The organism is Scytonema hofmannii PCC 7110, assembly GCF_000346485.2.
Taxonomy (GTDB): domain Bacteria; phylum Cyanobacteriota; class Cyanobacteriia; order Cyanobacteriales; family Nostocaceae; genus Scytonema; species Scytonema hofmannii.
In genome coordinates this window covers 7,540,559-7,566,591 of record NZ_KQ976354.1, presented here as the reverse complement: position 1 = coordinate 7,566,591, position 26,033 = coordinate 7,540,559, and the positions used below count along the sequence as shown (strand labels likewise).

Sequence of the window (26,033 nt, the reverse complement as noted above, 5' to 3'; positions counted from 1 at the left end):
TTTCACCGAACACATCTATTAATAGATGGAAAAAATAAAGAAGTTGTGGAGACTTTATAAAGTGTGGGATGAATTTTGGGGCAATAACGGGGCTAGCTAATCGGGCAGATGTTGTTGCGCCCAAAGCACAGCTTGAACTCGATCTCGAACTCCTAACTGGTTAAAAATTTGAGAGACATAATTTCTGACAGTACCTTCTGTCAAATAAAGTTCTCGAGCAATCTCTCGATTGTTCTTTCCCAGTCCCATTAACTTCAGGATTTCCTGTTCGCGTTGACTTAGCAGGTGACGATACTTACCTGTTGAGTGTGAGAGGCTAGGTTTTAACTGTTGAACGATTTTAGGGGCAATAGTTGGTCCAAGTTGACAGTATCCTAAATAAACTGACCGAATAGCGATCGCAATCTGTTCGATGGGAGTATGTTTTAGTAAGTAACCTAACGCCCCTGCTTGTAAGGACTGCAAAACATACTCATCATCATCAAACGTCGTTAGCACTAAAATCCGTATCCAAGGAGATCGCTGAATAATTTCACGAGTCGCCGCAACCCCGTCGCAAATTGGCATTCGTACATCCATCAAAGTTATATCAGGGCGCAGGCGTTGAGTCAAGGTAATGGCCTCTTGTCCGTGACTCGCTTGTCCAAGTTGCATCAGTTGATATTGCTGTTTTGGTTGTTGCCAAAATAGCTTATGGACAAAAAGGTTTAGCAGACCTCAAAAATCGCTTTCGTTTTTGGAGAAAGGGAATGAAATGGCAACATACTATCTCAGTTTGGGGAACCTGTCTGTTCACTTTTAGTACTATGAATTTAGCAACTGGCGCATTGAATAGCATTGTTTTTGCTTCTAGTGATTTTACGTGGAATGCTAACTTATTTTCCACCAACTTTTTGATTGGCTTTTTGATTGCCACGTTTTTAGATGCTGGTGCAGTATTTGAGGAGAATGGTTGGCGAGGATTTGCCCTACCTTTACTGCAAAGCCGCTTCAATCCCCTAAAAGCTTCCATTGTACTGGGACTGATGTGGTTTGGATGGCATATTCCTGTGAAATTTGACATATTCTTCTATGGGTTTGGAAACGCCCTAAAGCTTTTTTTCATTCTGATGATTAAGTTTGTCTTACTTTCAATCATTATGACGTTTTTCTTTAATCAAGTCGGAGGAACAACAATTATTGCGATCGCCATGCATGGTATCTCAAATGATTCAGTCAGATTGGCTGGTCAAATCTTATCAGATAGCTATACAGTCTACCTCTTAACAGAAATTAATTTGGTCATTCCTATGTTGATTGTGGCAACAGGCTTGGTTTTGAAAACAAAGGGTCGGCTTGGTTTAACAGTAAGCAGTGACTAGTAACCAGTGACCAGTTAATCCCCATACTTCAAATTAGGGGATTTGAATAATGAATCAATTTCTTTTTTTCCATAAATAAAATAATGGTGCAAGTGCCGTATACTTAAGCGTCAAAAAAAGGGTGGAGAACGATAGGAATCTAATTTGATTTTTACCTGCGTACAGTTAAAAGTTATCAAATATACCTAAATTTTGGTGGACATGGCTCACCCTACTGGTCACTGGTCACTGGTCACTGGTCACTGGTCACTGGTCACTGTTAACGCGCCATAGAACAATGTTCAATTCCTCGCAGTAACATCCCCAGCCGCGAGTTTCTGTTTCGCGATCGCATATCCAATTGTAAATTTTCCGTGCTCTTGCTAAGGCGACATTTGTTGATGGGTATATACGAGGACTGGGACAAAAGACTTCTCCGTTGATATGTATTGCCGCTATTTGCCAGTAATCGCTTTTCTCACCTTCAGGAATAATTTCTACAAATCCGTCTTTGAATGGTTCAATAATTCCCATGCTGTCGTGCATATCACTTCTTCTTGAAGAGCAGTTTGTTTTTTGAAGCTTCTATCTCTACTCTACAAACTGCTTTTCAAAATTTCAGTATCTGAAGATAGTTAATCAAAAAACTGGCAAGATGTCCATCTACAAGAAATTAATAAATTCATGCTCTTGTGGTGCGGGCGTCCTCGCCCGCAATTAATCAAGGACGGGCATCTTGCCCATCCCACAATAGCAAGTTAGGACGGGCAAGATGCCCATCCCACAATAGCAAGTCATGAATAAAGACTCAGGATGGCTAGTCTCGACATTATTATTGCCGTTGAAGTCGTGGCTTTTAATTTTCAATTGGTGGTGCTAACGGTTGGCGAGGTGTACCACCTCCACCAATGTTCTTCGGTCCGTTATTGTCCACAACTTTTAAGGCACCAATAATCTTTGTGAGGTCATCTTGGAGGTGTTTATCGTCGTTGAAGTGACGCCCTGTGACTTTTTCATATTCTTCCTCAGCTGCCCTTTCCAAACAGATGTAGTTAAAATCCCAGCCTGAATCGTCAACGATGTAAGCACCGTAGTCTTGCATTGCCTGGAAAATCTTTTTGCCTGCTTTGGTGGTCAAGCCCAAGCTTTCTGCAGAGACGTGAGGTGGAACAGCTAACAAGGAACCCATGACTAGTGCTGGGTTGGAGCCTTTGTATTGATTTGATGCATAGGCATCAGCGACACGAGCTGGCCAGCGACGACCAGGGGTAGGAGATGAGGAATTGTAGTGCAACCACTTGCCCCAAATAACTAGTTTGAGTGCGTGACGAATAGGGTTGTTGTCCACTAACTCGCCTTGACGAATACTACCACCAATGCTGGACATTCCCGATCCACCATGTCCACCATCAATGCCATCGCCATAGATATCTTGCTCTCCAAACCAGTAGCCGTAAAGCGGACCACCCTTTTCGCATCGAGTCGTAACGTTAAACGACACTAAAGTTTTGCCATCTGGTTTCAAAAATGCTGAGGAGTTGTTTGGAGTGAAATTCTCCCTTGCATCTGGAATGATTAGCTCGTGGGGAATATGCAATTGCTCACCAGCTTTGGGATGCCACTGCGCCTGTTCCTGGGGTTTAGTACCGATGCAGCGACCTTTGCCCCAAGCACCTACCATATGGACATGTTGCAATTGGTCAGTATTTTTGGTCGGTATATACCAGTCAGTGTCAACTCCAGCGCCATTTGAACCAATATAGGCATCAACGTAATTTGCGTTTGAGCCAATTGGTACATTCCAAATACTGTCACAGGCGAAAGGCCACAAGTGTTTGTCTCGTGGTTTACCGGGACCGCAGTTGATGTTTGGGGTCGCTGGGGTTGCTTGGGCGGTAAGATTCTTGCTCTCTTCTTTCACACTCAACCTTGATGGATTTTGAGTGCTAAAGCCGATCGCGGCAGCACTATTGAGAGCATAGCTAATGGCAGTTGCGATAATGAAGTTGAAAATAATCATTTGCCTCTTTATATTAAATTCATATTCGGTTCACACACACTTGATGAATTTTCTGACTCAAATGTGATGGAGGCTAAACCCTGAACAAGCAATTTGACAGGATATTTTAGGCGCTGTACAAATCAGCCTAAGTCTGACAAACAAAATTCGTTGTTTGTCTGAGGAAACACAGCACCACTCACCTAACTGGTATAGACTAAAGGTGAACGACCACAATCGCAACCGTAATTACCGATAATATAGGCGATTTAAATTGAAAAATTGAAATTTTCCATTTTGGAAAATGACTGCTGACAAGCTTTTCAGCAGATAAATTCATATTTATTTTTTTGGAAGAAAAATCATGAATTAACTGTTATGGTCTAAATTAAAACATTGATGGCGTGTAACTCCAGCAATGTCGAATAGCCTCAAATTTATTGAAAATAGAAAAAATACTTTAGTATAATTGTTCGCAGTCTAGCGGGTATCGGTTGACTAGAGCGTCGGTACAGTATTCAAAAAGGAGGCAAAAAACCCGGTTTCTCTCTGTTGCAAAGCTTGATATCTCGTATGTTCAACTTGAAGAAACCGGGTTTTGGTGATTTCTGAAGCGATGCTCTAGAAGAATTTAGCGGATAGAGCAGACCATTCAGGCTTTGCTAAAATCTTGCAAATACTTGACAATCCAGGATTTCCAGTTCCAAAAAAGTCTCCGCCTTCTACCTTAACATATGCAGCATCTTCAACCCAATCTAATATTTCTTGCTCGCCATGAGAAATAAAAATCAAAAAGTGGTAAGAACCATTGGCTAGCGGTAAATTATTTACCCTACATCTCACATAACCAGCGTCAGGCTCCACAGTTATATTATTATTGGTAAAATTAGTCCGAAACAATAGAATCGTATTGCCTCTCTCATCTAAAAAATCAAAGCTAAAAACAACATTACTAAGAGTACTTCCTGTATTGTTTACGTAGCCAACTTCAAAATAATAATCTTTACCTGACTGTAAGATATTTACTTCGTTACCTTCTGCATCTAAAACTTTGAAGCTAATTGCTTTTACTTTGCCCGATCCTCTCCGATCTGTTCGTTCAGCCAGAGAAGTTTCATACATTAGTTTGTCAGTTTTTTCTAAATAAGCGCCGATTGCCTCCTGTGCTCCGGTATCTACATACAATCTGCCTGATTCGAGCACAATCCCTCGATTGCAAAGCGACTCCACCGCATTCATACTATGGCTGACAAATAAAACTGTTCTTCCCTCCTTAGCTGATACATCCTCCATTTTTCCCAAACACTTCTTTTGAAACTGTGCATCTCCCACTGCCAACACTTCATCTACAATCAGTATTTCTGGTTCTAGATGGGCTGCAACTGCAAACGCCAAACGTACATACATTCCCGATGAATAACGTTTAACTGGCGTATCTAAAAACTTTTCTATTTCTGCAAAGGCAACAATTTCATCAAACTTTTGTTGAATTTCTGCCTTGCTCATTCCCAGTATTGCCCCGTTCAGAAAAATATTTTCTTTACCAGTGAGTTCTGGATGAAAACCCGTTCCAACCTCCAATAAACTAGCAACTCGACCTTTAATTCGGATACTTCCCTTTGTCGGTTCCGTAATCCGACTCAGAATTTTTAGCAGCGTTGATTTTCCTGCTCCGTTTCGGCCTATAATGCCAACGCGATCGCCCCGCTCGATTTCAAAGGACACGTCCTTTAAAGCCCAAAACTCTTGACTAGATGGAGAGAATTTATCCTTTTTTGAGGGGTTAAACAATTTTTCACTCAGTCCCCTTGCTCCATTGGCAATCAAATCGCGCAAAGTTTTGTACTGGGTTCCCTCTTGCTGGTGACTCAGAATATACTTTTTGCCTAGATTTTCAACTCGAATCACCTTGTCAGACACTAGATCTATTTCCTCCTGCTCTGTAAGTAAGCCATTCAACTTGTAGCCACTTCTTTCTCAAACAAACTTAGAGCGCGTAAAGCTGCATGATCCATATCATAGTACTTGTATTCAGCAAGTCGTCCCACAAAAACGACTGTACCTTTGAGTTTCTGAGCTTCTTTAAGGTAGAGGTCATAACGCTCGCGGTTTTCCTCACGTGGGATGGGGTAGTAAGGATCGTTTTTACCCGGTACGTAAGCTTGAGGATACTCCATAACCAAGGTGGTTTTGGGTGAAGTTTGCCCTGATAGATACTTTTGCTCGGTAATACGGGTGATATCGTAGTCGTTAGGGTAGTTAACTGTACCTACTTCTTGGTAATGCTCTTGGTCTAAGGTTTCAAAGTGAAAGCGCAGGCTGCGGTAAGGTAGCTCACCATACATATAATCAAAGAAGGTATCAACGGGACCTGTATATACCATCCGGTTGAATTTGATGTCGTTGACAACTTCTCGATAGTCTGCATTTAAAAGTACTTTGATGTTGGGGTGAGCAATCATCCGTCGGAACATTTCTGTGTAACCTTGCTTTGGCATAGCTTGGTATGGATCTTGAAAGTAGCGATCGTCGCGGCTGATATAAACTGGAACGCGTCCCGTGACTCCGCGATCGAGCTCCTCTGGTTTCAGTTCCCACTGCTTGGCTGTATAACGGACAAAAACATTTTCATAAATGTAGTTAGCGAGAAACTCCAAATCTCCAATAGCAGTTTCTCGCAACTTAAGAATTGGCACTTTCACTCCAAAACCAAAGTGTTCTAAAAGCTGTTCCTCTAGCTTTTCAGCGTAGCGAGGAGGAAAAAGAGCGTAGAGGGTATTTAAATTAAATGGTATGGGAACCTTCTTCCCTTCCACTACACCAAGTACGTGGTGGTAATAATGTCGCCATTCAGTGAATTGGGATAAGTAATCCCAAACTTTTTTAGATTTAGTGTGGAAAATATGAGGACCGTATTTGTGTACCAAAATGCCATATTCGTTGTAATAGTCATAAGCATTTCCGCCAATATGATCTCGTTTTTCTACAATCAGTACTCGTTGTCCTAATTCGTTAGCAATTCTTTCAGCTAGAACACATGCAGAATATCCAGCCCCTACAATCAACCAATCGACTCTCATAACGTTTCTCCTTATCCAAAATCCCCTAATCCAAAATCCAAAATCCTCCAATCCAAAATCGTATTACTTTTGTGGCTCAAGGTAATGCTGCCAAAATTGTATAGTGGTAAAATCTTTGAAGGCTTTTTTCCAATCTGCCTTGACACTTGACCATTTAAAAGAATTTTTAATAACAGAATTAACCCAGGTTAATAAAATCTGAAGACCAGCTTTTTGGTCTAACTCGTACTGATAAGCATTAGGACTGGTTTCTACAATATAAATAATTCTTTTTTTAGCAAATCCTTTACAAATAGATTCACGTTCTTTCATCCCAGAGCGAATGATAATACTTTGTTCTGCAATTAAAAATTGTGGTAGTAAATGACCATTAAGTGTCAACAAGCTGATTAACTTTTGTATTATTTTAACTTTAATTATTGGATGACCTTCACTCATTAAACTGGTATTATCCAGAATAGTTTGATTTTTATAACTTCTACTAAATTCAAAAATCTTAGAATGTAAGATTTCTGGATCGTTATTTGTAATGAAATTCGGGCCTTGCATATAATCTTCAAAACCTTTGATTACCATTTGTGCGGAGTTGTAGTCAAAGATAAACAAGTAATAAAGCAGACATCGTGTAAAAATTTGAACTGTCTTAATATATTCTAATGAGCTATGAATTGAATTAGCTATTAAGTGATTGCGAACATAATAGTAAAAATCCCAAATAGGTCTTTTAGCATAAAAAGGTTCATGCCACACAGCTACAGAAGGAAAAGTTATTATTCCATTCTCAAAATTTTCGTTTATTCTTAAACCAAATTCCATGTCATCTATTTTGATAAATAAGGGTAGCAGCAATCCAATTTTTGAAACAATTTTTTTGGAAAAAGCAAAAAACCAAAATCCTCCATAATCTATCTTGTCTTCTAACAAAAGTGAGTTAAGCGTAGTGGTGTTTAGTAAATCAAGATTATGCTTTAAAGGATAGCCAGTATATTGATTCTCTTTAATCTTTCCTTCGTCATTGATGGATTTGTTGTATATTGCTCCAGCTTCATACAAAATGTGTTTTCTATTTAAATCTAGCATACTGCCAGCTACGGCAAAATCTTGTTTTGTATACTCATACAAAGCAAAAAGCCTGTAAATAGCTTCGCTATCTAACTCTATATCATCATCCATAAACAAGAAATGAGTATAATTATTTTCTTGCAAAGCCTCAATCAGCCCTTTGGTAAAACCACCACTTCCACCGACATTTCGATTAGAGATAAGCTGAATTCTCAAGTCTTCAAAGTCACTATGACTTAGACTTTTTCCATTATCTACTACAAAAATTTTAAACTTTTTATCTTGTAAAAACCTGTCTTGCAGAATAGTATTAACTGTCTTTTTTACATAAACTTCTTTTTTGAAAGTACAAGTGATAATAGCCAATGAAATATCTCTGGGCTTTTCTTGTTCGGTGACAACTAGCCCTTCAGCAAACAATCCTTTCTCACTAAAACAAGTTATCTCTAGATAAATGCGACCAGATTCTTGGTTGTGTTTGAGTTCTGGTAGTAATATTTTTACAGGATCTGATAGTTGACATTGCTCAAATTTATTATGGAAAAGAATTTCTTTGGTATTGGCTTCTGTTTCTCGATAAGCAAAAACCTCAAAATCGCCTTCAAGCTTCAGTAAGTAATAGAGCAAACTAAGACTTGTATACTTGGTGTATAATTTTTCGTAAATTGAGTTGAAATAAGTGTTGAAAGATAGGGTACTACTTTTACGTAAAGTTATATGACTTTCGCTTGCATGAAAATCTAAAGATCTACTTTTATCAACATTGAAGTATAGGTCAGATGTTTCAACAGTCTGAGGAAATCGAACTCGGCTGATGACTTGCATGAACTTCTTTCCTTTTATATGTGTGGGGAGTAGTACTCTGTCAAGTTTGAATTGAGGGGAGTCAGAAACCCGGTTTCTTTAAGAAACCGGGTTTCTCAACAACGGACTATCCATCAAAACAAAATTGACACTCTAGTAGGGATTGGGGGAAGAAAAATTTTTATTTGTTCTGGTGTACGCAGTTCATGATAGCTAGTTAGATACATTGGCATTAAAGCGATTTAAAAGGCGATACCTGAGAATTCCTGGTAACTTTTCCCATAGCACAGGTAAGAAATTAGGATTAAGTATAGCCTCAATCAATGCAGTTAAAAATCCTCCTTCTTTAAATGACTGTCTAACTCGGTAAAAAGCTCTCATTTGTTTCATATTTTTCAGCCGTTTCCGTAAAGTACGCTTTAGTTGTGGATTTTTTTGGGTAAAATCTTGGTGTAAAAGAGACAAATTCGTTTTGCAGGCTTGCTCGTAGAAATCAACGTACTCCTTCATTAAGGAATAAATACGTATTTGATAGAAATAATATGGTTCTGGCAAGATAATAAAACGGCAGCCATTTAATAAACATGAAAAAAAGAGGACAAAATCTTCTTCGTATTTCAAAGATTCATTAAATTCGAGATTGTGCTCAACTAGAAAGTTAAGCCTGATGAGGGGCTTTGTAATACTAAGGTATCGCTCAACAAAGTCAATCAAATCGATTTGTTTGGGCTTGTCTAATTTTATGCCATTTTTTTCAAAAAATGTTATACTCCAAGGAGTATCTTGCCCTTCAAGAATTAAATACAAATCATCTGCAATGAGATCGGCATTTTCCTTCTCAGCCACCTGCAAAAGTCTTTCTAATCTTTTTGGTGCATACCAATCATCTGAATCAAGTAAGGCAACCCATTCACCTTTTGCCTCTTTTAATGCACGATTCCTTGAGTAACTCGGTCCTTGATTTGATTCATTGACTAAAAGTTTAATCCGAGGGTCGGAAAAGCTATTAACAACTTCTACTGTATTGTCAGTGGAAGCATCATCTACTACAATGACCTCAATATTCTGCTCGACTTGAGCTAAGGCTGATTCTATTGCTTTTTCAACATACTTGCTAGTGTTGTAAGCAGGAGTAATGATAGATACTTTAGGTTTGACAAACATATTTATTAAAAACCTAAATCAGATTAATGTTGAGATTGGGCTGCTCAGATAACAACCGCAAGAAGCAACGAATTAGATGAGCAATATTCTTGCGCGATTCAAGTTGAGTCCTCATTTTCTTCAAAAGCAAAAAACTGTTATTCATTTTTCAAAAACTACAATATTTGCTAAATACAGTTTTCCCTTTAAATGTGCAAATCGTTGAAGAAAACGAGCAAGAAGGAGTTTCAGGACAACTTTTTGGCAGAGAGAAATAACTTTGCTTAAAATGCGATCGCCCAAACTATGACTTTTCGGTTCGGAATAAATACTTCCAAGTAATGTCCCAAGCACATCCCAACCATCTCCAGCATTTACCTGGTACAAAATTTTCAGTCCAAATTTATTACCAAAGTGCTGTAATGTGTAAGGAGTTGCACGCCAGAAATCATAAGGTTCTTCATGCAATGGATAGAAGTAGGGACAGGTAATGAATAGCCGACCTTCGGGAGTTAGAAGTTGAGAAAAATTGCTAAAAGCCATGTTCCAATCTACTACGTGTTCCATGACTTCGGTACAAAGAATAAAATCGAAAGTGCCATTAGCGATCGCTTCAGATGGTAACGGTTGGTCTATTCTGCAAACCACATCTACGGAGTTTTCCGGATTTTGCTCAGCATCAATACTGGTATATGTGTATCCAAGAATTTCCAAATTTTTCCGAAAGGGTTGACTTCCACATCCTACATCTAAAGCACGGGGATTCAATGAACTAGATTTGGCGTAGGTAGGCAAAATTTCTTCAATGTGGTGTCGTAATAATGAAACTATAAATTCATCTTGAGGTGATGCTGTTCCGTAGTCTTTTCTGCGTACATAATTAGTAGAAAACATAGAGTTGCACCAAATAGATTAAAGTTCCTTTTTCACTATTTATCTAGGTAATCCTAAACAAAAAACTTAGGATGACAAGGCGGTTTTGTAAGCAGCGAGCGTCTGTTGGGTACATTTTTCCCAACTAAACTTTTTCGCCTGCTCTAGAGATTTATGTGACATAGACTGACGCAATCCGGGCTGGTGATAAAGTTCAAATAAACTTTGACAAAGTCCATCAGAGTCTTTGGGGTCAAGCATGATTCCCGCATCACCAACCACTTCAGGTAGAGAGGAGGTATTTGAGGTGATGACAGGAACACCACACTGCATAGCTTCTAGCGGTGGTAGACCAAAACCTTCATAGAAAGAGGGATAAACAAAAGCGATCGCACCACTGTACACAGCCGCCAAGTCTTCATCAGCAACGTATCCTGTCGTAATAACGCGGTCTTTTAAGATAGGATCGCTGGAGATTTCTGCAAAAATTTTGTCATATTTCCAACCTTTTGCTCCGACCAATACGAGATTTAAATCTAGAATTTTTTCTTGCTGAATGAGTTGAAGAAAACATCGAATTGTATGGTCAATATTTTTGCGCGGTTCTAAGGTACTTAAACTGAGAATATAGGGTGAATTTGGTATATTATATTTACTGCAAATCAATTCAATTTCTTGAGAATCGAAGCAGGGATAGAAAAGTTTTGATGCAGCTAAATGGGTGACAAAAACTCTAGCCGGGTCGATAATGCTTGAGTAATTGCATAAGTCATCTTTAGTTGATTGAGAAACACAGAAAACCCAAGATTCCGGGTCTAAACTCGATATCGCTTTTTCGACTGTATCCTTGTCCTGTAAGTCAAAAAATTCTGGATGTATAATCGGAATCAGATCGTGTACTGTGAGAAACTTTTCCAATTGAGTTGCAGCTTTTCTGATTTCATCAGGAATTGGCTCAAAAGGTGAATGGTATATGTCGGCTTCAGCAAGGCTACGCAATGAAATTGGTTTATACAGGGATGCTGCACTTCTCGTTACATAAGTTAAAACCTTTCTGATCGCCCTAAGCATTAATATCTCAGGCGCTAATTTTCGTGAAATTGGAGTCTTGTCAAGCTTCTGATTAAGTTTGTGATAAACGTTTTGCAACCTTCGCCTAAATTTCAAGTCTTTGCTCTGGTAACCCAGAGGTACTCTCGCTAGTTCTGAATTTGATTCTAAGTAGTCGAGAACCTCGAATAATATAAAAGGGGGACCTTGCGTACAGAAAATTAAATCACATTCGTTTGAATTTTTCAGACCGTAAGCCAGATTTTCAATAACTCTAAAAATTCCTGTGCGACAGAGAGGATTATAGTACCCTAGTCCAAGCACTGAGATGTTATATAAAACTTTCATACATTACATATTTCTAATTTTACAAAAACAACTAGAATGAGAGTTGACAATCATCTATAAGAGATGCGACTCAACTTTTATTCTTCAACATTGACTAATGGTAAATTTAAACTTGTCAGCAAAAGTACTTCATCTTTTGGTGATGTTTTTATCTGCTCTCCACTTTGATTCCGGGTCTCACAAAACTGTCCTGACTTGTATCCTTCTTCAGGAGTCATCTCTCTTACGCTAGAAGGTTTTTTATCTGCACGAATGAAAAAAGCGTTTACACCATTGCTACAACATCCAACAAACACATAACCTTTCCGTTTTGCTAGTAAGCAAAGAGCTTTTAATGAAGCCCCAAAATATATCATTGAATGATGAGTTTTTGCTCGATCAAAATCCTCGCTATATGGTATCGTTACAGCAGCCTGACTACCCAATCTGTAGTTATATTCAACAATGACAATAACTGGGTGAATGACATTAATAGCTTCCCAAACCCAGTAATCATTACCGTCTATGTCTATAGAAAGTAGACCAATCTCTCCAGCTATACCTTGCTCCAGAAGCAAATTGTTAATGTTGTCTTTTGTCACAAAAGATTTGATAGCTTTTAAATTATAGTTCCAATAAAAATGAGCACTCTTGATTCGAGAGATGTGAGCATCACTACCATCAATTACTAAACCAGCCCAGTTATTGTTTACTAAGAGAAATCTCGTATTTGCTTGCAGATAATCTTCTACACCAAATTCCACAAATATCTTGTTCTCAATTTCAACATTATTTATGAGAAACTGAATTATTCCATCTTCTCCCCATTGAGAAAAAACTTGGTATTCATAATCAAGTAAATTATCACTGGTATTATGTCTTAATTGTCTAAGTTCAATTCTTCCTAAAGCTCTTTGAATAAGCTCGAGACGGTCTTCTATACCAACTTGACGTTTTTCTATATCAACTTGACGTTTTTCTATATAGTCAAGCATATAAGTAATAGGAGATAAAAATTTATTCCTAATTAATTTAATTTTCTCAAGTAATGACATTTCTAAATAGCCTCCTCTTTCAACCGCTTAAATTATTTTTATTTATAGGCAATTTGCTTGATATTCCATTCTAATTTTGGCCGAACAATTCCTGGAAGTCTCTCATTCGTTGAACCATGTCCCTCAACATCTTCAATGGTTAAACCCAAACAGTATGGAGTTGTAACTAGAGATTTATTATATGGTGGCATATCCGAGCCAAAACAGATTAAATATTTACCTGCATTTAATACATATCCAGGGAAAAAACATTGACTTGTATACTCACCTGGGCTTCTTTCTAACTTTTGCCAAGCGACTGGATCGTTAGAACCGCAGATGGGAATTCCCTCGGAATTTTGCATGAAGAAGCCAATTCTTAAACCATTTATAGGCTTTAGTACCTCATATTTCACCGCTATTGAATATCCTTTACGACAATCAATGATCGAGGCATAATCGCCCCGGTCGTTTAAAATATAAGCTTCAAGAAAACGAAGTTCTGGAGATTGAGGAGCGTCTTTTTTATTCCAAACTATACGAGCATCTGAAGCATCATCTTCAGCCAAATAATGACTAACAGCAGCTTCAATTTCTGAATCCAATAAGACTTGACCGTTTCGCATGAGTAGCGCCCGACTACAAAGTGCTCTAATAGCTGCCATATTGTGACTCACAAATAAAACTGTTCTTCCCTCCTTACCTACATCCTCCATCTTACCCAAACACTTTTTCTGAAATTGGGCATCTCCCACCGCTAACACTTCATCTACAATCAAAATTTCTGGCTCCAAATGAGCAGCTACTGCAAAAGCTAATCGTACATACATACCTGAAGAGTAGCGCTTAACAGGTGTATCTAAAAACTTCTCAATTTCTGCAAAGGCTACAATTTCATCAAACTTGCGTTGAATCTCTAGCTTGCTCATCCCCAGAATTGCACCATTCAGAAAAATATTTTCCCGTCCTGTCAACTCTGGGTGAAATCCTGTTCCCACTTCCAATAAACTGGCTACTCGCCCCTTAATCCGAATAGAGCCTCTTGTTGGTTCTGTTATTCTACTCAGAACTTTTAGGAGCGTTGACTTCCCTGCTCCATTCCGACCTATAATGCCAATTCTATCACCTTGGTGAATCTTAAATGAGACATCCTTCAGTGCCCAGAACTCTTCCCTACTTATATTTGATTCCTTTTTCCCATTAAGCTTTAGCGAACTAGCAACGAATTTCGCTGCATTAGTCATTGCTTCACGAAATGTCTTGTAATTTCCAGCTTGTTCCTGATGGGTAATAACGTATTTTTTAGCTAAATTTTCAACCTGAATGACAGTTTTTGACATTTACTTATACCAATTCCAAAAATTTTTGTGACAGATAGTTGGGTAGAATCAAGTCCAAGTGAGGCATTTTCAATCCAAATAATGATAAATATTAACTCCTAACTACATTAAAGTGAACTATCGGAGGTTGGTTTGAGACTTGCTGTAAGTGCTGGTGAATGTAGTCTACAAAAGGTTGGTAGGTGGCTTCCGGAGAAAACTTTTCGCTCACATATCTATAAGCTTGTTCCTCCATCCATCGGCGTTTATCTGGATGAGTTAAAAGCGTATGCACCGCCATTGCAAAATCCTCAGCAGTGTCTGCTACGAGTGTTGTTGTACCTACTATGTCACGCAATCCTTGAACTCCGACGCTGGTTGAAACACAAGCGCGACTATAGGACATTGCTTCCACAAGTTTAATTTTCAAACCGCTACCAGCCAGCAAAGGAACAAGACAAACTTCAGCAGCACCGTATTCAGGTTTTAAATCGTCTACCCTACCTAAAAGACGAACATTAGGAAAACTTTCTGGAATTAAATCGCACACAGTTCCACATATATAAAGGCTGCTACGTGGATTTAACTCTATGACCTTTGACCACACATTTTCCAGAAACCACTGTAGACCATAGTAATTGTGATCTACTCTACTACCAACGAATAAGCAACGACCAGGGACTTGCGCGATCGCATGAGAGTGACATTTCACAGATATCGGCATACAAATCACCTCACACTGCGGTACCATTTCTTTAAAAAGATTAGCATCTTCTTGCTGAATGGCTAACAGTACTTGTGCTTTACTTAACTCTAGAGTTTCCCGTTCCTGATTCCAGTAAGGTTCAGAAGAAGCAAGCCCTAGTTTTTTGAATTGAGCACCTCTTTGGTGGCGTACATCGTGAGTCAGTATGACTTTTACTACGTTCTTATCTAAAACAGGAGAATCTAAAACATTTGCTAAAAAGGCATAATTAGCGATGACGACATCTGGTTTAAATCGAATAAATTGTGACCTGATAAAATCGCTTTCCTCTCCCATAATTGGAGCATTCCACACATCAGAGGCGACTGCATACAGGGGCGTTAACTGTCGTTGCTCTCTAGCAGAACGATACATATTTTTTAGAGTTTCTGGCAATCTATCGTAAATGAGTCGTAATGACTCAATGAACCAATCTGATAATGAGTTAAATCTCAGCAGAAGACGACCTATCTTCCAGTTATCCTTAACCGATAGATTAGCAAGTTTGAATAAGGTTGGTGAAATCACGCACCAAGGAGCTTTACCATTGGGTGATGAGTTGGGTATTATGTATTCAATTTCGCAACCCGCCTGCCGTAAGTAGCACAGAAAATTTAGAATATAAGTGGCATTGCCTATTGTATTCTCTACAGGAATTTCTCTGCTAACAATCTGAACTTTGATAGGTCGTTGAATATATTTTGGGAACACATTTTTTACACTAGCCATAAATTATTTAGTTATTATTTATTGAGTATAAAAATTTAATTCACTGTCTACAATCAAGGGTTGTTTTCATAATTGTCTGTTATTTAAATCATCATGAAAAACTTAGGATGACAAGGCGGTTTTGTAAGCAGCGAGCGTCTGTTGGGTACATTTTTCCCAATTAAATTTTTTCGCCTGCTCTAGAGATTTATGTGACATAGACTGACGCAATCCGGGCTGATTATAAAGTTCAAATAAACTCTGACAAAGTCCATCAGAGTCTTTGGGGTCAAGCAGGATTCCCGCATCACCAACCACTTCAGGTAGAGAGGAGGTGTTTGAGGTGATGACAGGAACACCACACTGCATAGCTTCTAGCGGTGGTAGACCAAAACCTTCATAGAAGGAAGGATAAACAAAAGCGATCGCACCACTGTACACAGCCGCCAAGTCTTCATCAGCAACGTATCCTGTGGGAATAACGCGGTCTTTTAAGATAGGATGACTGGAAATTTCCGCAAAAATTTTGTCATATTTCCAACCTTTTGCACCGACCAACACGAGATTTAAATCGAGAATTTTTTCTTGCTGAATGAGTTGAAGAAAGCATCGAATTGTATGGTCAATATTTTTGCGCGGTTCTAAGGTACTTAAACTAAGAATATAAGGTGCATTTGGTATATTATATTTACTGCAAATCACTTGATTTTTTTGAGAATCGAAGCAGGGATAGAAAAGTTTTGATGCGGCTAGATGGGTGACAAAAACTCTAGCCGGGTCGATAATGCTTGAGTAATTGCATAAGTCATCTTTAGTTGATTGAGAAACACAGAAAACCCAAGATTCCAGGTCTAAACTCGATATAGCTTTTTCGACTGTATCCTTGCTAAACTCAAAAAATTCTGGATGTATAATCGGAATCAGATCGTGTACTGTAAGAAACTTTTCCAATTGAGTTGCAGCTTTTCTGATTTCATCAGGAATTGGCTCATAAGGTGAATGGTATATGTCTGCTTCAGCAAGACTATCGGGTGTCATCGATCTATAAAAGAATTCGGCACTTCGTGCTACGTAAGTCAAAATCTTTCTTAAGACCTTAAGCATTAATATCTCAGGTGCTAATTTTCGTGAATCTGGAGTCTTGTCAAGTTTTTGGTTGAGTTCGCGATAGACTGTGTAGAAACTTCGCCTAAATTTTACGTCTTTGCTGTCATAACTTAGAGGGACTTCCGCTAGTTCTGGATTGGATTCTAAGTAACCGAGAACCTCGCATAATCTTATAGAAGCACCTTGCGTGCAGAAAATTAAATCGCACTCTTGGGAATTTTTCAGACCATAAGCCAAATTCTCAATAACTCTAAAAATTCCCGTGCGACAAGGAGGATGATAGAATCCAGTTCCAAGCCATGAAATGTCACATAAAACTTTCATACATTAAAAATTACCCACACCTAAATTACATCAGCAAAAGAGCGTTCCATCCTGCGGAAGTACCAAATACCACTTAACAGAAGTAGAGCCACAATCAGCAGAGAAAGTGCAAAGCCTGGTAAATATATCTGAGACTCACCGCCCAAAATTGCCCAACGAAAACCGTCGATCACCCCTACCATTGGGTTAAGTGAGTACACCAACCGCCACTCTTCGGAAACAAGCTTGCTGCTAAAACCCACAGGCGAAATGTACAGACCAAACTGCACTAGAAACGTCACGATATAGCGGAAATCTCGGTACTCCACAGTCAAAGCTGCTAGCCACAATCCCGCACCCATCGATGCTGCAAAGGCAATGAGAATAAATAGCGGTAGTGTCAATATCCGCCAATCGGGTACAAAGTTGTACCATGCCATCAGCGCTAGCAAAAGTATGCCAGATATCATGAAATCCACAAAGCTGACAATGACAGCGCTTGTTGGCACAATGAGACGTGGAAAATAGACTTTAGAAAGCAAGTTGGCGTTGTTAATTAAGCTATTGCTGCATTCGCTCAGCCCGCTAGAGAAAAACTGCCAAGGCAACATAGCGGAATAAACGAGAATTGGGTAAGGTGCATTACCTTCACTAGGTAGCTTCGCTAAAGTTCCAAACACAATTGTAAATACTACCATTGTTAAAAAGGGGCGAATCAATGCCCATGCCATCCCAATCGCAGTTTGCTTATAGCGCACCAAAATATCACGCCATGCCAGAAAGTAGAATAACTCTCTGTATCTCCATAAGTCTTTCCAGTACTGGCTCTCAGTCCGACCTGCCTCAATAATGAGTTCTTCTCTGTTTGCTAACTTATCTGTGTTCATTAACTTACCTATTTTTTTGTTTTTTTAAATTAGACACAGTAAAATTTTCGGATCGTAAGTCAAACTGCAATCCTTGAAGAAACCATTATGTTGTTATTCATTTATTTACTTTTTTTTTCATAAAAACAAATCGACTTTTAGGAATATTTTGTTAGTGGTTAGTTGTTAGTGGTTAGTTGTTAGTGGTCACTGGTCACTGGTCACTGGTCACTGGTCACTGGTCACTGGTCACTGGTCACTGGTCACTGGTCACTGTAAAATACGCAGGCGCAGGGAACGGCTCAAGCTTCGCACTCCATCATAACCTTGTGAACCAAATAAACGGATCATTGCGATCGCTAAACTCAATCGCAGATATTTTTCAGAAAACCGTACTTGTGAATAGTGTAATATAGCTTGCTCTCGGAAGTGAGCCGCTTTTTTGTAGTCTCCGTCATCTATAGATAGCCACGCTAAACCCAGGAAAATGCTCGCGTAACACCGATTTCTCAAGTACAGCAAATCCAAAGGGACAGATTGAAATGTTTTTTCAATCACTTGGCGCAGATCCTGAACCATTTTTTGACGGTTTCTAGAAAAACTGTTAGGAAGTTGTCGATAGCGGAGTAGAGGTTCTTTAACGACTGCAATAGGATATTGAAAAGCAATGCGAACCCACATATCTAAATCGGGTGCATATGCTAAAGTGCGATCGAACAATCCGACAGTATCAAAGCAAGAACGACGCACCATTGGCGAACTTCCACTAGAAATCATGTCATTTTCAAGAATCTTACCCCATGCCTTTCCTTCAACATCGGAAGCATAGATTCTTCCTATAGGATTGTTATTCTTATCAACTAAAAGCGTCCAAGTATATACCAACCCTACTTCTGGATTTTCATCCAAGCAACGGACTTGCTTTTCTAACTTAGTGGGTTCCCACAAATCATCAGCGTCCAGAAATGCGATATATTCCCCTTGAGCGTTGCTAATACCCGTATTTCGTGCTGCAGATACGCGTTGGTTCTCTTGGGTAATAAGTTTCACTCGCGGATCTGCGACTTGAGAAGCCCATTCAACAACGTTATCTGTACTCCCATCATTAACAATCAAGACTTCAAAGTCAGTAAATGTTTGTTTCAAAACACTATCTATAGTTTCTGGCAAAAAAGCCATAGCATTGTAGGCAGGGATAACAACAGTAACTTTTGGCATAATTTTTATGATTTTGGATTAATCAATTTTGGATTTTGGATTTTAGATTTTGGATTGGTTATTAAGACTTCTCCCTACTTCGTATCCTACGGTGTACGCACAAGTCTGAAATAGCTGATCGATTGAGGTTTTTGCGTGGTTTCCACCCCACCCTAACCCGGACCTTGGAAAGGGGAGGGAACTGGAAGTCCGATCTCCCCCCTTTCCAAGGGAACTGGAAGTCCGATCTCCCCCCTTTCCAAGGGAACTGGAAGTCCGATCTTCCCCCTTTCCAAGGGAACTGGAAGTCCGATCTTCCCCCTTTCCAAGGGAACTGGAAGTCCGATCTCCCCCCTTTCCAAGGGAACTGGAAGTCCGAATCTCCCCCCTTTCCAAGGGAACTGGAAGTCCGAATCTCCCCCCTTTCCAAGGGGGGACTAAGGGGGGTAAATCCAATTTGCGACACCCTAGACCCCATATCCTCTACTCCCTACTCCCTAATTAAAAACTCACGCAATTGCTTGCCAATAACTTCCGGCGCAAAGTATTCTTCTATTCGACGACGCGCACGTTTGCCTAACTCGCGCCCCCAAGCTTCATCATCTAAAATCGAACCGAGTGTTTTCGTCAGGGCTTTGACATCCTCTCGTGGAACAACAAATCCACCGGAAGCCTCGCCTCCCTCAAGGATGTCCGGTACTCCAGGCGCATCCGCAGCAACAACGGGTAAACTACAAGCCATAGCTTCAAGCGGTGCTATGGGAAAGCCCTCCTGTCGGGATGAAAGGGTATAAACGTCAGCCGCCGATAGGTAAAGTCGAAGCACGTCGCGAGAATTTACAAATTCGTCGCGCCACATGACACCCCGCAACTGCATCTTTGCAATACACTCGCGGAGTTTGTCTGAGTCTGGTCCTGTGCCTACAAGTAGCAGTCGCAGGTCTTGATTTGGACGATCGCAACAAATCAGCTGCCAAGCTGCTGTCAGAATATCTAAGCCCTTGCGATAAAAATCTATCCTTCCGTGACATACCACCACACGTGCATTAAGTGGAATGCCAAGTGCAGCCCGTGCTTCCAATCGGTCCATAGCATACCATGACATGGTATCCATTGGATCGAAAATTCTGGCTATCTTAGATGATGGGGCTTTATAGCGATCGCGAACCCGCTCGATTTCTCTCTGTGCAGATATAATTACTCCCGTACATCCTCGAAACGCGAGTTGTCGCAAAGGATACTCTAAAAAGCTATGAGTCTTGTCACCTCCTTGAAAAGTAGCAAACACTGGCAAACGCATCAACTGTCCTAAAAGTACGCAAGCATCAAAGCGGGCGTACTCATACTCCTGACATAAAATAGCCTGACAGCCCTCACGTCGGATCTCCCGCGCCAGCAAAGCCAACGGAGTAGACAGGTATGTTCCCGTACTCTGGGCGAGATTCTTAAACTTTGTCAGCAAGGAACGACGAGTGACATTCGAGTCTTGGATGTCTTTAAACGCCTGTCCCTCACCCCCACCATAAAAGCTGAGTGCTTTCCGTCGAACCGCACGATAAGTAAGATAGCTTTTAGAAGCAGGTAATACACAAATCGTAGCACCACTAGGCACGTGGGTAAAACGTGAAACCTCAGTAAAACGAGCGGAAATACAGAACAATACCGTCCTGACACCTACTCTTTTCAAAGCTTTTATGTAGCCGAACATCCAGCTACCGACAAACTCATGACAATACGTATCAAAAGAAATATCAATATGATCTAAAAAATCATCAATCAAATCCATACAATGCAATAATGCGATCGCAGGTTCTGCTTGATTCTTTGTGGCTAGCGGTTGCTGTTGAATTACATCACGCATCATCTGAGGGAGTGGGGAGTTGGGAGTTGGGATTGGGGGAAATTATACAGAATAAGTAGATTTATCAAAAATTTTGAAACTACGAATAGCCGTCACGCTTAAAATTTTGCGCCGCAAAGCATACACTAGTTCTAGTAATTTGCTATAGCCATTATTACCAAACAATTGCAATGCCCTTGCTGCCAAACTCAAGCGGATGTACTCGCGAGAGTAACGTAACTGTGGATAGTATACAAGAGCTGAGTGACTAAATTGAATTGCTCGCTTGTAATCCTTATCGTTACTTTGCAAAGCTTTCCAACCCAAGCAGAGGTTAGCATGACCGTAACTGCGGTTTTTTAAGTACAGTAACTCTTGAGGTACACAACGGAATGTCTTCTCAATCACAAAATTAAAAGATTGTTCGAGCACTGCCAAATTTTTAGACAAACTAGTAGGAATTTGTCGATAGTAATAAAGAGGTTCTTTGAGAACGGCAAAAGAATAATGAGAGGAGATACGAATCCACAAATCCCAATCTTCAGCAAAATGTAAATTTGGTTCAAATCCTCCTACTTTTTCCAAACAACGGCGACGAACCATCACTGAAGAACAAGCTATTTTATTCGACTCAACAAGTTCCTTCCAGACTTCTCCTTCTGCAACAGAAGTCATAACTCTTCCTGTAGATTTGCCATTGCGATCGACTAAAGCCATACTCGTATGTACCAAACCCACCTCTGGATTCTCATCCAAATAACGGACTTGCTTTTCTAGTTTGGTTTGCTCCCATAAATCATCAGCATCCAAGAATGCTATATATTCTCCTTGAGATTGGGCAATACCCGTGTTACGAGCAACCGATACGCCTTGGTTTTTTTGAGAAATCAATTTCACTCGCGGATCGGTTATCTCAGAAGCCCATTGAATTATATTGTCAGAACTCCCATCATTAATAATTAAGACTTCAAAGTCGGTAAAGGTTTGCTGCAAAACACTCTCCAGAGTTTCTGGGAGATATTGCATCGAATTGTATGCTGGAATCACAACAGAAATTTTTGGCATAGATTTTTGGTTGTTAGTTGTTGGTTGTTAGTTGTTAGTTGTTGGTTGTTAATTAGTCAACTAACCACTAACAATTTTTTATTTTGCATACGAATTATTTTTGCCGGATTGCCTGCAACGACAGCGTTTTTGGGAACATCTTTGACAACAACAGAACCAGCTCCAATGACTGCGTTATCGCCAATTGTAATTTCACCGAGAATGACAACATTTGCTCCAATATCTACATTATTGCCTATTTTTGGTGAACCACTGATTGACCCATCTAGAAGTTTTTTGTTCCCTATTGTTGTAGAATGTCTGAGAATACAATTGTTCCCAATTATGGTCTCACGATTGATAACTAATCCCCGCGCATGATGCAGTTTTATTTTTTTTCCTACTTGGGTATCCCAGGGCAGTTCAACACCTAATATCCAATCAACAATGAATAGATATATACCAGCGTAAAACTTGGAAATCCAAGACAAGGGAGTTGGTAAATAATCAAGCTTTTGTGCTATCCGAAACATTAATAATATGAGACGGGATTTCAAGCTTGTGTCTTGATTGATTTGCCAATCTTGTAGTATGTCCTTCATAAATTCATTCATATGTTTCACTCCAATTCCAACCAACGACTGCAAACAAAGCCCACCAGTAGAAGAAAAGAGTTGTATGACTCCAGATATTTTCTGTAATCATTCCTACAGGAAGAGATGCTAGAATAGCTAACAAAATAAAACACAATTCATATTGCCGACCGTTACGGGGTGTCTGATACATTAACTGAACAAGACGTACTCCTTGAGCTAAGAAAAAGCCTACATAAGTTACAAAACCGATGATTCCCCCCTCAATAGCTGCCCTAATGTAGTCATTGTGGGGTAAGAATCCATTCCCAGCGACTGGAACGCTCAAACCCAAGCCGTATCCTAAAAAAGGATACTCTTGCCACCGATTGAGTAGTAAATTCCACTGAGAAAGCCTCCAGTTAAAGCTATTGTGATCTCCTTCTGACAGAAGAATTGCCCGCGATATGTCAATATCAGGATTGAGAAGAGGTGTGTTAGCAATTGAGGTAAGGCGTTGTTGCCCAAATTCCGAACTGGCAAATAAGACAATAACGAGACCAAATAGCAATATTCCACCAATCAAATTCAGCAAGCTCAATCTGGGAACAATCAAAACCAAGACAAAAATGGCAAGCATCATCAAGCTAAATAAGGACTTGGTACTGACAAACAATAAAGTCAGTACGCCAAGTAATACCAGCCACGAAGCGCGATGCTGCACCCATTTCAGTTTCCACCACGTTAGACCAATAAACAATAATAAGAAGGTGACAAAGGTATTTGCCATACCGAAAGTCCCTCTAATTCGAGCACCTTCAGATACCAATGCACCGAAGTCACCTCCGCTACCAATTGAAAGCATGGGGGGTAGCAGAGAAGGCACAAACATCTGCATTAACGCAACTGCTATTGGTATGATTAAAGACAAAAAAAGCCCGGAGACAAACTTCTCTGGGGAGATTTTATCTTTCAGCTGCATCACGAGTAAGTATACCAATGCCCAGGTAAATAAACGCACCCACTCCCGAATAGCCTCTGATAAAAATGGAGTGCCTAGCCCCAACGCTCCTAACGGTAAAAGTATGACCCACAGACTCTGTATTATTAACCAGCCTACAAAGAACCACCAAAACTTATCTGTCCTTACAGGTTGACCTGTTAATAACTTCACTGTTACATAAAGTATGGTGAGAGCGTCAAGTGCGATCGCAAAAACAGCCGGTAATTGTAGATATGAGAAAGCATCTAGAGAACTACGCAGGATTAATAAACCGATAACTGCTTGCTCGAACTGAGCAAAAAAATAGAAAAGAATTGGCACTGCACCCAAAGCTAATATCAGGTATAGGGGCTTAGTGCCAACAAGAAATCCTGTTACTACACCAATCCCTACACCCATTAACCCAATCAAGAGACCCAAACGAGCAGAACGACTTGAGCTTTGATGCGTCCACATTGTTACTTAGACCTCGAACTTGCCAATTGCTTTCGCGGTTGGTAACCGTTAACAGAATACTGGTAGTATTTTTCCGTCTGACTGGTTATTCCATTGACCACAACTCCTAATATAGGTATGCGATTTCGCGTTAACTCCGATACGCTCCGTGAAAGAATTTCCTTCAAGGTAAAGCCGGGACGTGTCACTAGCATGACTCCATCACTTTGCTTGGCTAGGGTTGCTGCATCAGCGCAAGCACTGAGGGGGGGCGTATCTATAATTACCAAATCGTAATTTTCAGCCGCTTCTGCCACCAAAGACTTCATGGCAACTGACTCTAACAGCTGTGAGGGGCGTCCGTGCAGTTCGCCACAAGTCAGTACATCCAAGTTTTCAATATCCGTTGATTGCACTGCATCTGCTAGAGATATATCTCCTTCCAGCACATCCGTCACCCCTGGCTTACCAGAGAGATTAAAGAGCGTGTGCTGTTCCGGTCTTCGCAAATCTGCATCAATCACCAATGTCCGCCAAGACAGCATGGCTGCTACAGCTGCTAAATGCGAGGCGACGATAGATTTACCTTCTCCTGCAATGGAACTGCTAACAACAATCAGCCGCATCTGGTCGCTGCGAAACTCCAGGGTTTTAAAGAGCATGCGGTATGGCTCAACCAAGCTGACATTATCTAAAAATCGGTGAGATGGTTCAAGAACAAGCGTCTTAGAAGGTAGCCGTGGCAAAACTCCTAACAATGATAGCTTGAGTAAGTCTTCCGCTTCCGATGCATCGTGTAGGGTATTGTCCATCATCTCCAGAAGCAGTACTATGGAAGTCGCGAGCAAGGTTCCCAATGCAGTTGCAAGTACCAGTACAGATGAGCGTCTGGGCGATGTGGCTACAGTTGGGGGAAGGGCTTCTTCAATAATGCGGATATTTCCGACTTGTTGGGCTTCCGCAATCCGTGCTTCCTCGTATTTGCTTTGTAGCAATTTTAAAGTCTCTGCCGCCTCTTCTCGTTGGCGCGTAAGTGGAGTCAACTGTTGCTGTTTAAATGGGAGTTGTTCAAAGCGAGTTTGGAGGTTAGCTCGTTGAGCTTGAACGCTTTTAAGCTTATTTTCCACTGCTGTGCGTTCAATATCATTGGCAATGAGTTGGGCGGAGAAGTTTTGGCTCACCTGGTCGGCGGCTACATTGTTTGGCGAAACAGGTTGATTTTCTGAAGAGATGCGATTGAGTCCCTGAATGTACAAATTGCGAACGCTGTTTCTCTGATAAAGTAACGATTGGACATCTGGATGATTTTCTGTATACTTTGCACGGGACTCAGCCAGTTTTGTTTCAAATTCTGTCAACTTAGTTCGCAACTCTTTGAGTTGTTCGTCTTGACCGCCGCGTACAGATGCATAGGCACTTTTGACGGCTGTAGAATTGGTGATTTGCCGCAGTGATGCATCTTGCGATCGCAACTCTTGAAGTTGAGCAGACAAAGTACGCTCTTGGTTTTCTAAAGTTGCTAGACTATCAACCAAACTCTCGCTTTGCTTGGTAAAAGAAATGATCCCACTACTTTGCCTGTATTTGTTTTCCTTCAGTTCGGCATCCTCTAGGTTCTGACGAGCCTTTGGGACTTCCGTTGCCAAGAACTTCCGCACGTTAGCAGCTTCTTGGCGGATCGTGTTGGCGCTTTCTTCTTCCATTGCTCGAGAAACAGCATTCAGCAACTGAGCAGCAAGTATTGGGTCTTTACTTTGATAGCTCAACTGCAGAATGTTAGTGGCAGGGACAATTTTCACTCCTAAACCTTTACTAAGGTCTGGAGTTTTGACCTGAGTGTTGGTTTTATGAGAACTTTGAAAAATTTGCAGGGCGCGGTTTAAAACCCGTTGAGACTTAGCTAATTCTGCTTGGTCAGCCAACGGACTGGGACCACCTGGTGTATTTGAAGACACTTGCGAGAGATCGCGACCCAATTCAGAAATGCTTGTTTGCTTGTTGTCAAGCATCAATCGCGCTGAGGCTTCATACTGACTTGGGGTAACCGCAAGGTATGCGATCGCACCACCTATCGCCGCCACAAACGCTGCAACAGCAGGCAAACTTCGCCTCTTTAACACGGATAGAACAGATGAAACACTTTTTTCCATAAAGTACCTTCTTTGTTATTGGTTAGTGATTA

Annotated in this window: 21 protein-coding genes; 1 reads left to right on the top strand and 20 read right to left on the bottom strand. The window is 40.4% G+C overall.

Annotation, left to right across the window (positions count from 1 at the left end; all coding sequences use genetic code 11):
* Window positions 1-96: 96 nt before the first annotated feature.
* On the bottom strand, window positions 97-654 hold the full coding sequence (locus tag WA1_RS31760; protein WP_017740266.1) for a response regulator: 558 nt from the start codon (window positions 652-654) through the stop codon (window positions 97-99).
* 95 nt (window positions 655-749) lie between these two features.
* Here WA1_RS31760 and WA1_RS31755 point away from each other — a divergent pair, with 95 nt between their 5' ends.
* Window positions 750-1,361 carry a CPBP family intramembrane glutamic endopeptidase gene (locus WA1_RS31755; RefSeq protein WP_148662802.1) on the top strand — a complete coding sequence of 204 codons (612 nt, stop codon included), beginning with the start codon at window positions 750-752 and terminating at the stop codon, window positions 1,359-1,361.
* A 246-nt stretch (window positions 1,362-1,607) separates the two neighbouring features.
* Here WA1_RS31755 and WA1_RS31750 read toward each other — a convergent pair whose 3' ends face one another.
* The 19 genes from WA1_RS31750 to WA1_RS31655 all read right to left on the bottom strand — a co-directional run bounded on the left by WA1_RS31750 (window position 1,608) and on the right by WA1_RS31655 (window position 26,001).
* Window positions 1,608-1,886, bottom strand: coding sequence for a hypothetical protein (locus WA1_RS31750; RefSeq protein WP_017740268.1), 279 nt, complete (start codon window positions 1,884-1,886; stop codon window positions 1,608-1,610).
* Window positions 1,887-2,196: 310 nt separating this feature from the next.
* A complete protein-coding gene (locus WA1_RS31745; protein WP_017740269.1) occupies window positions 2,197-3,360 on the bottom strand; it encodes a hypothetical protein in 1,164 nt (387 codons plus the stop codon).
* 600 nt (window positions 3,361-3,960) lie between these two features.
* Entirely contained in the window at window positions 3,961-5,259 is a 1,299-nt protein-coding gene (locus WA1_RS31740; RefSeq protein WP_033334554.1) for an ABC transporter ATP-binding protein, read from the bottom strand.
* Window positions 5,260-5,294: 35 nt separating this feature from the next.
* Entirely contained in the window at window positions 5,295-6,419 is a 1,125-nt protein-coding gene (gene glf / locus WA1_RS31735) for a UDP-galactopyranose mutase (RefSeq protein ID WP_017740271.1), read from the bottom strand.
* Window positions 6,420-6,482: 63 nt separating this feature from the next.
* The gene (locus WA1_RS31730; RefSeq protein WP_017740272.1) at window positions 6,483-8,306 is read right to left on the bottom strand and encodes a glycosyltransferase; all 1,824 of its coding nucleotides are present in this window, start codon (window positions 8,304-8,306) and stop codon (window positions 6,483-6,485) included.
* 192 nt (window positions 8,307-8,498) lie between these two features.
* Entirely contained in the window at window positions 8,499-9,449 is a 951-nt protein-coding gene (locus WA1_RS31725) for a glycosyltransferase family 2 protein (RefSeq protein WP_017740273.1), read from the bottom strand.
* Window positions 9,450-9,590: 141 nt separating this feature from the next.
* Entirely contained in the window at window positions 9,591-10,322 is a 732-nt protein-coding gene (locus WA1_RS31720; protein ID WP_017740275.1) for a class I SAM-dependent methyltransferase, read from the bottom strand.
* A gap of 66 nt (window positions 10,323-10,388) precedes the next feature.
* The gene (locus WA1_RS31715) at window positions 10,389-11,372 is read right to left on the bottom strand and encodes a glycosyltransferase family 4 protein (protein ID WP_272819269.1); all 984 of its coding nucleotides are present in this window, start codon (window positions 11,370-11,372) and stop codon (window positions 10,389-10,391) included.
* A 404-nt stretch (window positions 11,373-11,776) separates the two neighbouring features.
* Entirely contained in the window at window positions 11,777-12,733 is a 957-nt protein-coding gene (locus WA1_RS31710; RefSeq protein WP_017740277.1) for a hypothetical protein, read from the bottom strand.
* Window positions 12,734-12,771: 38 nt separating this feature from the next.
* Window positions 12,772-14,052 carry an ABC transporter ATP-binding protein gene (locus WA1_RS31705; RefSeq protein ID WP_017740278.1) on the bottom strand — a complete coding sequence of 427 codons (1,281 nt, stop codon included), beginning with the start codon at window positions 14,050-14,052 and terminating at the stop codon, window positions 12,772-12,774.
* A gap of 91 nt (window positions 14,053-14,143) precedes the next feature.
* The gene (locus WA1_RS31700) at window positions 14,144-15,505 is read right to left on the bottom strand and encodes a glycosyltransferase family 4 protein (RefSeq protein WP_017740279.1); all 1,362 of its coding nucleotides are present in this window, start codon (window positions 15,503-15,505) and stop codon (window positions 14,144-14,146) included.
* A 102-nt stretch (window positions 15,506-15,607) separates the two neighbouring features.
* Window positions 15,608-16,915 (bottom strand): glycosyltransferase family 4 protein, encoded by a 1,308-nt coding sequence (locus tag WA1_RS31695; RefSeq protein WP_017740280.1) that lies wholly within the window; start codon window positions 16,913-16,915, stop codon window positions 15,608-15,610.
* Between the two features lie 20 nt (window positions 16,916-16,935).
* On the bottom strand, window positions 16,936-17,781 hold the full coding sequence (locus WA1_RS31690; RefSeq protein ID WP_017740281.1) for an ABC transporter permease: 846 nt from the start codon (window positions 17,779-17,781) through the stop codon (window positions 16,936-16,938).
* 249 nt (window positions 17,782-18,030) lie between these two features.
* Complete coding sequence (locus tag WA1_RS31685; protein WP_017740282.1) at window positions 18,031-18,978, bottom strand: glycosyltransferase family 2 protein; 948 nt, start codon at window positions 18,976-18,978, stop codon at window positions 18,031-18,033.
* Window positions 18,979-19,447: 469 nt separating this feature from the next.
* Window positions 19,448-20,821 (bottom strand): glycosyltransferase family 4 protein, encoded by a 1,374-nt coding sequence (locus WA1_RS31675; RefSeq protein ID WP_148662801.1) that lies wholly within the window; start codon window positions 20,819-20,821, stop codon window positions 19,448-19,450.
* Between the two features lie 39 nt (window positions 20,822-20,860).
* Entirely contained in the window at window positions 20,861-21,862 is a 1,002-nt protein-coding gene (locus WA1_RS31670; RefSeq protein ID WP_017740285.1) for a glycosyltransferase family 2 protein, read from the bottom strand.
* 56 nt (window positions 21,863-21,918) lie between these two features.
* A complete protein-coding gene (locus tag WA1_RS31665; protein WP_017740286.1) occupies window positions 21,919-22,455 on the bottom strand; it encodes a serine acetyltransferase in 537 nt (178 codons plus the stop codon).
* On the bottom strand, window positions 22,448-23,872 hold the full coding sequence (locus tag WA1_RS31660; protein ID WP_017740287.1) for an O-antigen ligase family protein: 1,425 nt from the start codon (window positions 23,870-23,872) through the stop codon (window positions 22,448-22,450). Before WA1_RS31660 ends, WA1_RS31665 begins: the two co-directional genes overlap by 8 nt.
* 2 nt (window positions 23,873-23,874) lie before the next feature.
* Window positions 23,875-26,001, bottom strand: a complete 2,127-nt coding sequence (locus WA1_RS31655; protein WP_017740288.1) for a GumC family protein — start codon at window positions 25,999-26,001, stop codon at window positions 23,875-23,877.
* Window positions 26,002-26,033: the final 32 nt, after the last annotated feature.

Excerpts from the sequence above, each read along its gene's own strand:
- WA1_RS31760 (WP_017740266.1), bottom strand. The coding sequence starts at position 654 with ATGCAACTTGGACAAGCGAGTCACGGACAAGAGGCCATTACCTTGACT.
- WA1_RS31755 (WP_148662802.1), top strand. The coding sequence starts at position 750 with ATGAAATGGCAACATACTATCTCAGTTTGGGGAACCTGTCTGTTCACT.
- WA1_RS31750 (WP_017740268.1), bottom strand. The coding sequence starts at position 1,886 with ATGCACGACAGCATGGGAATTATTGAACCATTCAAAGACGGATTTGTA.
- WA1_RS31745 (WP_017740269.1), bottom strand. The coding sequence starts at position 3,360 with ATGATTATTTTCAACTTCATTATCGCAACTGCCATTAGCTATGCTCTC.
- glf (WP_017740271.1), bottom strand. The coding sequence starts at position 6,419 with ATGAGAGTCGATTGGTTGATTGTAGGGGCTGGATATTCTGCATGTGTT.
- WA1_RS31730 (WP_017740272.1), bottom strand. The coding sequence starts at position 8,306 with ATGCAAGTCATCAGCCGAGTTCGATTTCCTCAGACTGTTGAAACATCT.
- WA1_RS31725 (WP_017740273.1), bottom strand. The coding sequence starts at position 9,449 with ATGTTTGTCAAACCTAAAGTATCTATCATTACTCCTGCTTACAACACT.
- WA1_RS31720 (WP_017740275.1), bottom strand. The coding sequence starts at position 10,322 with ATGTTTTCTACTAATTATGTACGCAGAAAAGACTACGGAACAGCATCA.
- WA1_RS31715 (WP_272819269.1), bottom strand. The coding sequence starts at position 11,372 with ATGCTTAGGGCGATCAGAAAGGTTTTAACTTATGTAACGAGAAGTGCA.
- WA1_RS31710 (WP_017740277.1), bottom strand. The coding sequence starts at position 12,733 with ATGTCATTACTTGAGAAAATTAAATTAATTAGGAATAAATTTTTATCT.
- WA1_RS31705 (WP_017740278.1), bottom strand. The coding sequence starts at position 14,052 with ATGTCAAAAACTGTCATTCAGGTTGAAAATTTAGCTAAAAAATACGTT.
- WA1_RS31700 (WP_017740279.1), bottom strand. The coding sequence starts at position 15,505 with ATGGCTAGTGTAAAAAATGTGTTCCCAAAATATATTCAACGACCTATC.
- WA1_RS31695 (WP_017740280.1), bottom strand. The coding sequence starts at position 16,915 with ATGAAAGTTTTATGTGACATTTCATGGCTTGGAACTGGATTCTATCAT.
- WA1_RS31690 (WP_017740281.1), bottom strand. The coding sequence starts at position 17,781 with ATGAACACAGATAAGTTAGCAAACAGAGAAGAACTCATTATTGAGGCA.
- WA1_RS31685 (WP_017740282.1), bottom strand. The coding sequence starts at position 18,978 with ATGCCAAAAGTTACTGTTGTTATCCCTGCCTACAATGCTATGGCTTTT.
- WA1_RS31675 (WP_148662801.1), bottom strand. The coding sequence starts at position 20,821 with ATGATGCGTGATGTAATTCAACAGCAACCGCTAGCCACAAAGAATCAA.
- WA1_RS31670 (WP_017740285.1), bottom strand. The coding sequence starts at position 21,862 with ATGCCAAAAATTTCTGTTGTGATTCCAGCATACAATTCGATGCAATAT.
- WA1_RS31665 (WP_017740286.1), bottom strand. The coding sequence starts at position 22,455 with ATGAATGAATTTATGAAGGACATACTACAAGATTGGCAAATCAATCAA.
- WA1_RS31660 (WP_017740287.1), bottom strand. The coding sequence starts at position 23,872 with ATGTGGACGCATCAAAGCTCAAGTCGTTCTGCTCGTTTGGGTCTCTTG.
- WA1_RS31655 (WP_017740288.1), bottom strand. The coding sequence starts at position 26,001 with ATGGAAAAAAGTGTTTCATCTGTTCTATCCGTGTTAAAGAGGCGAAGT.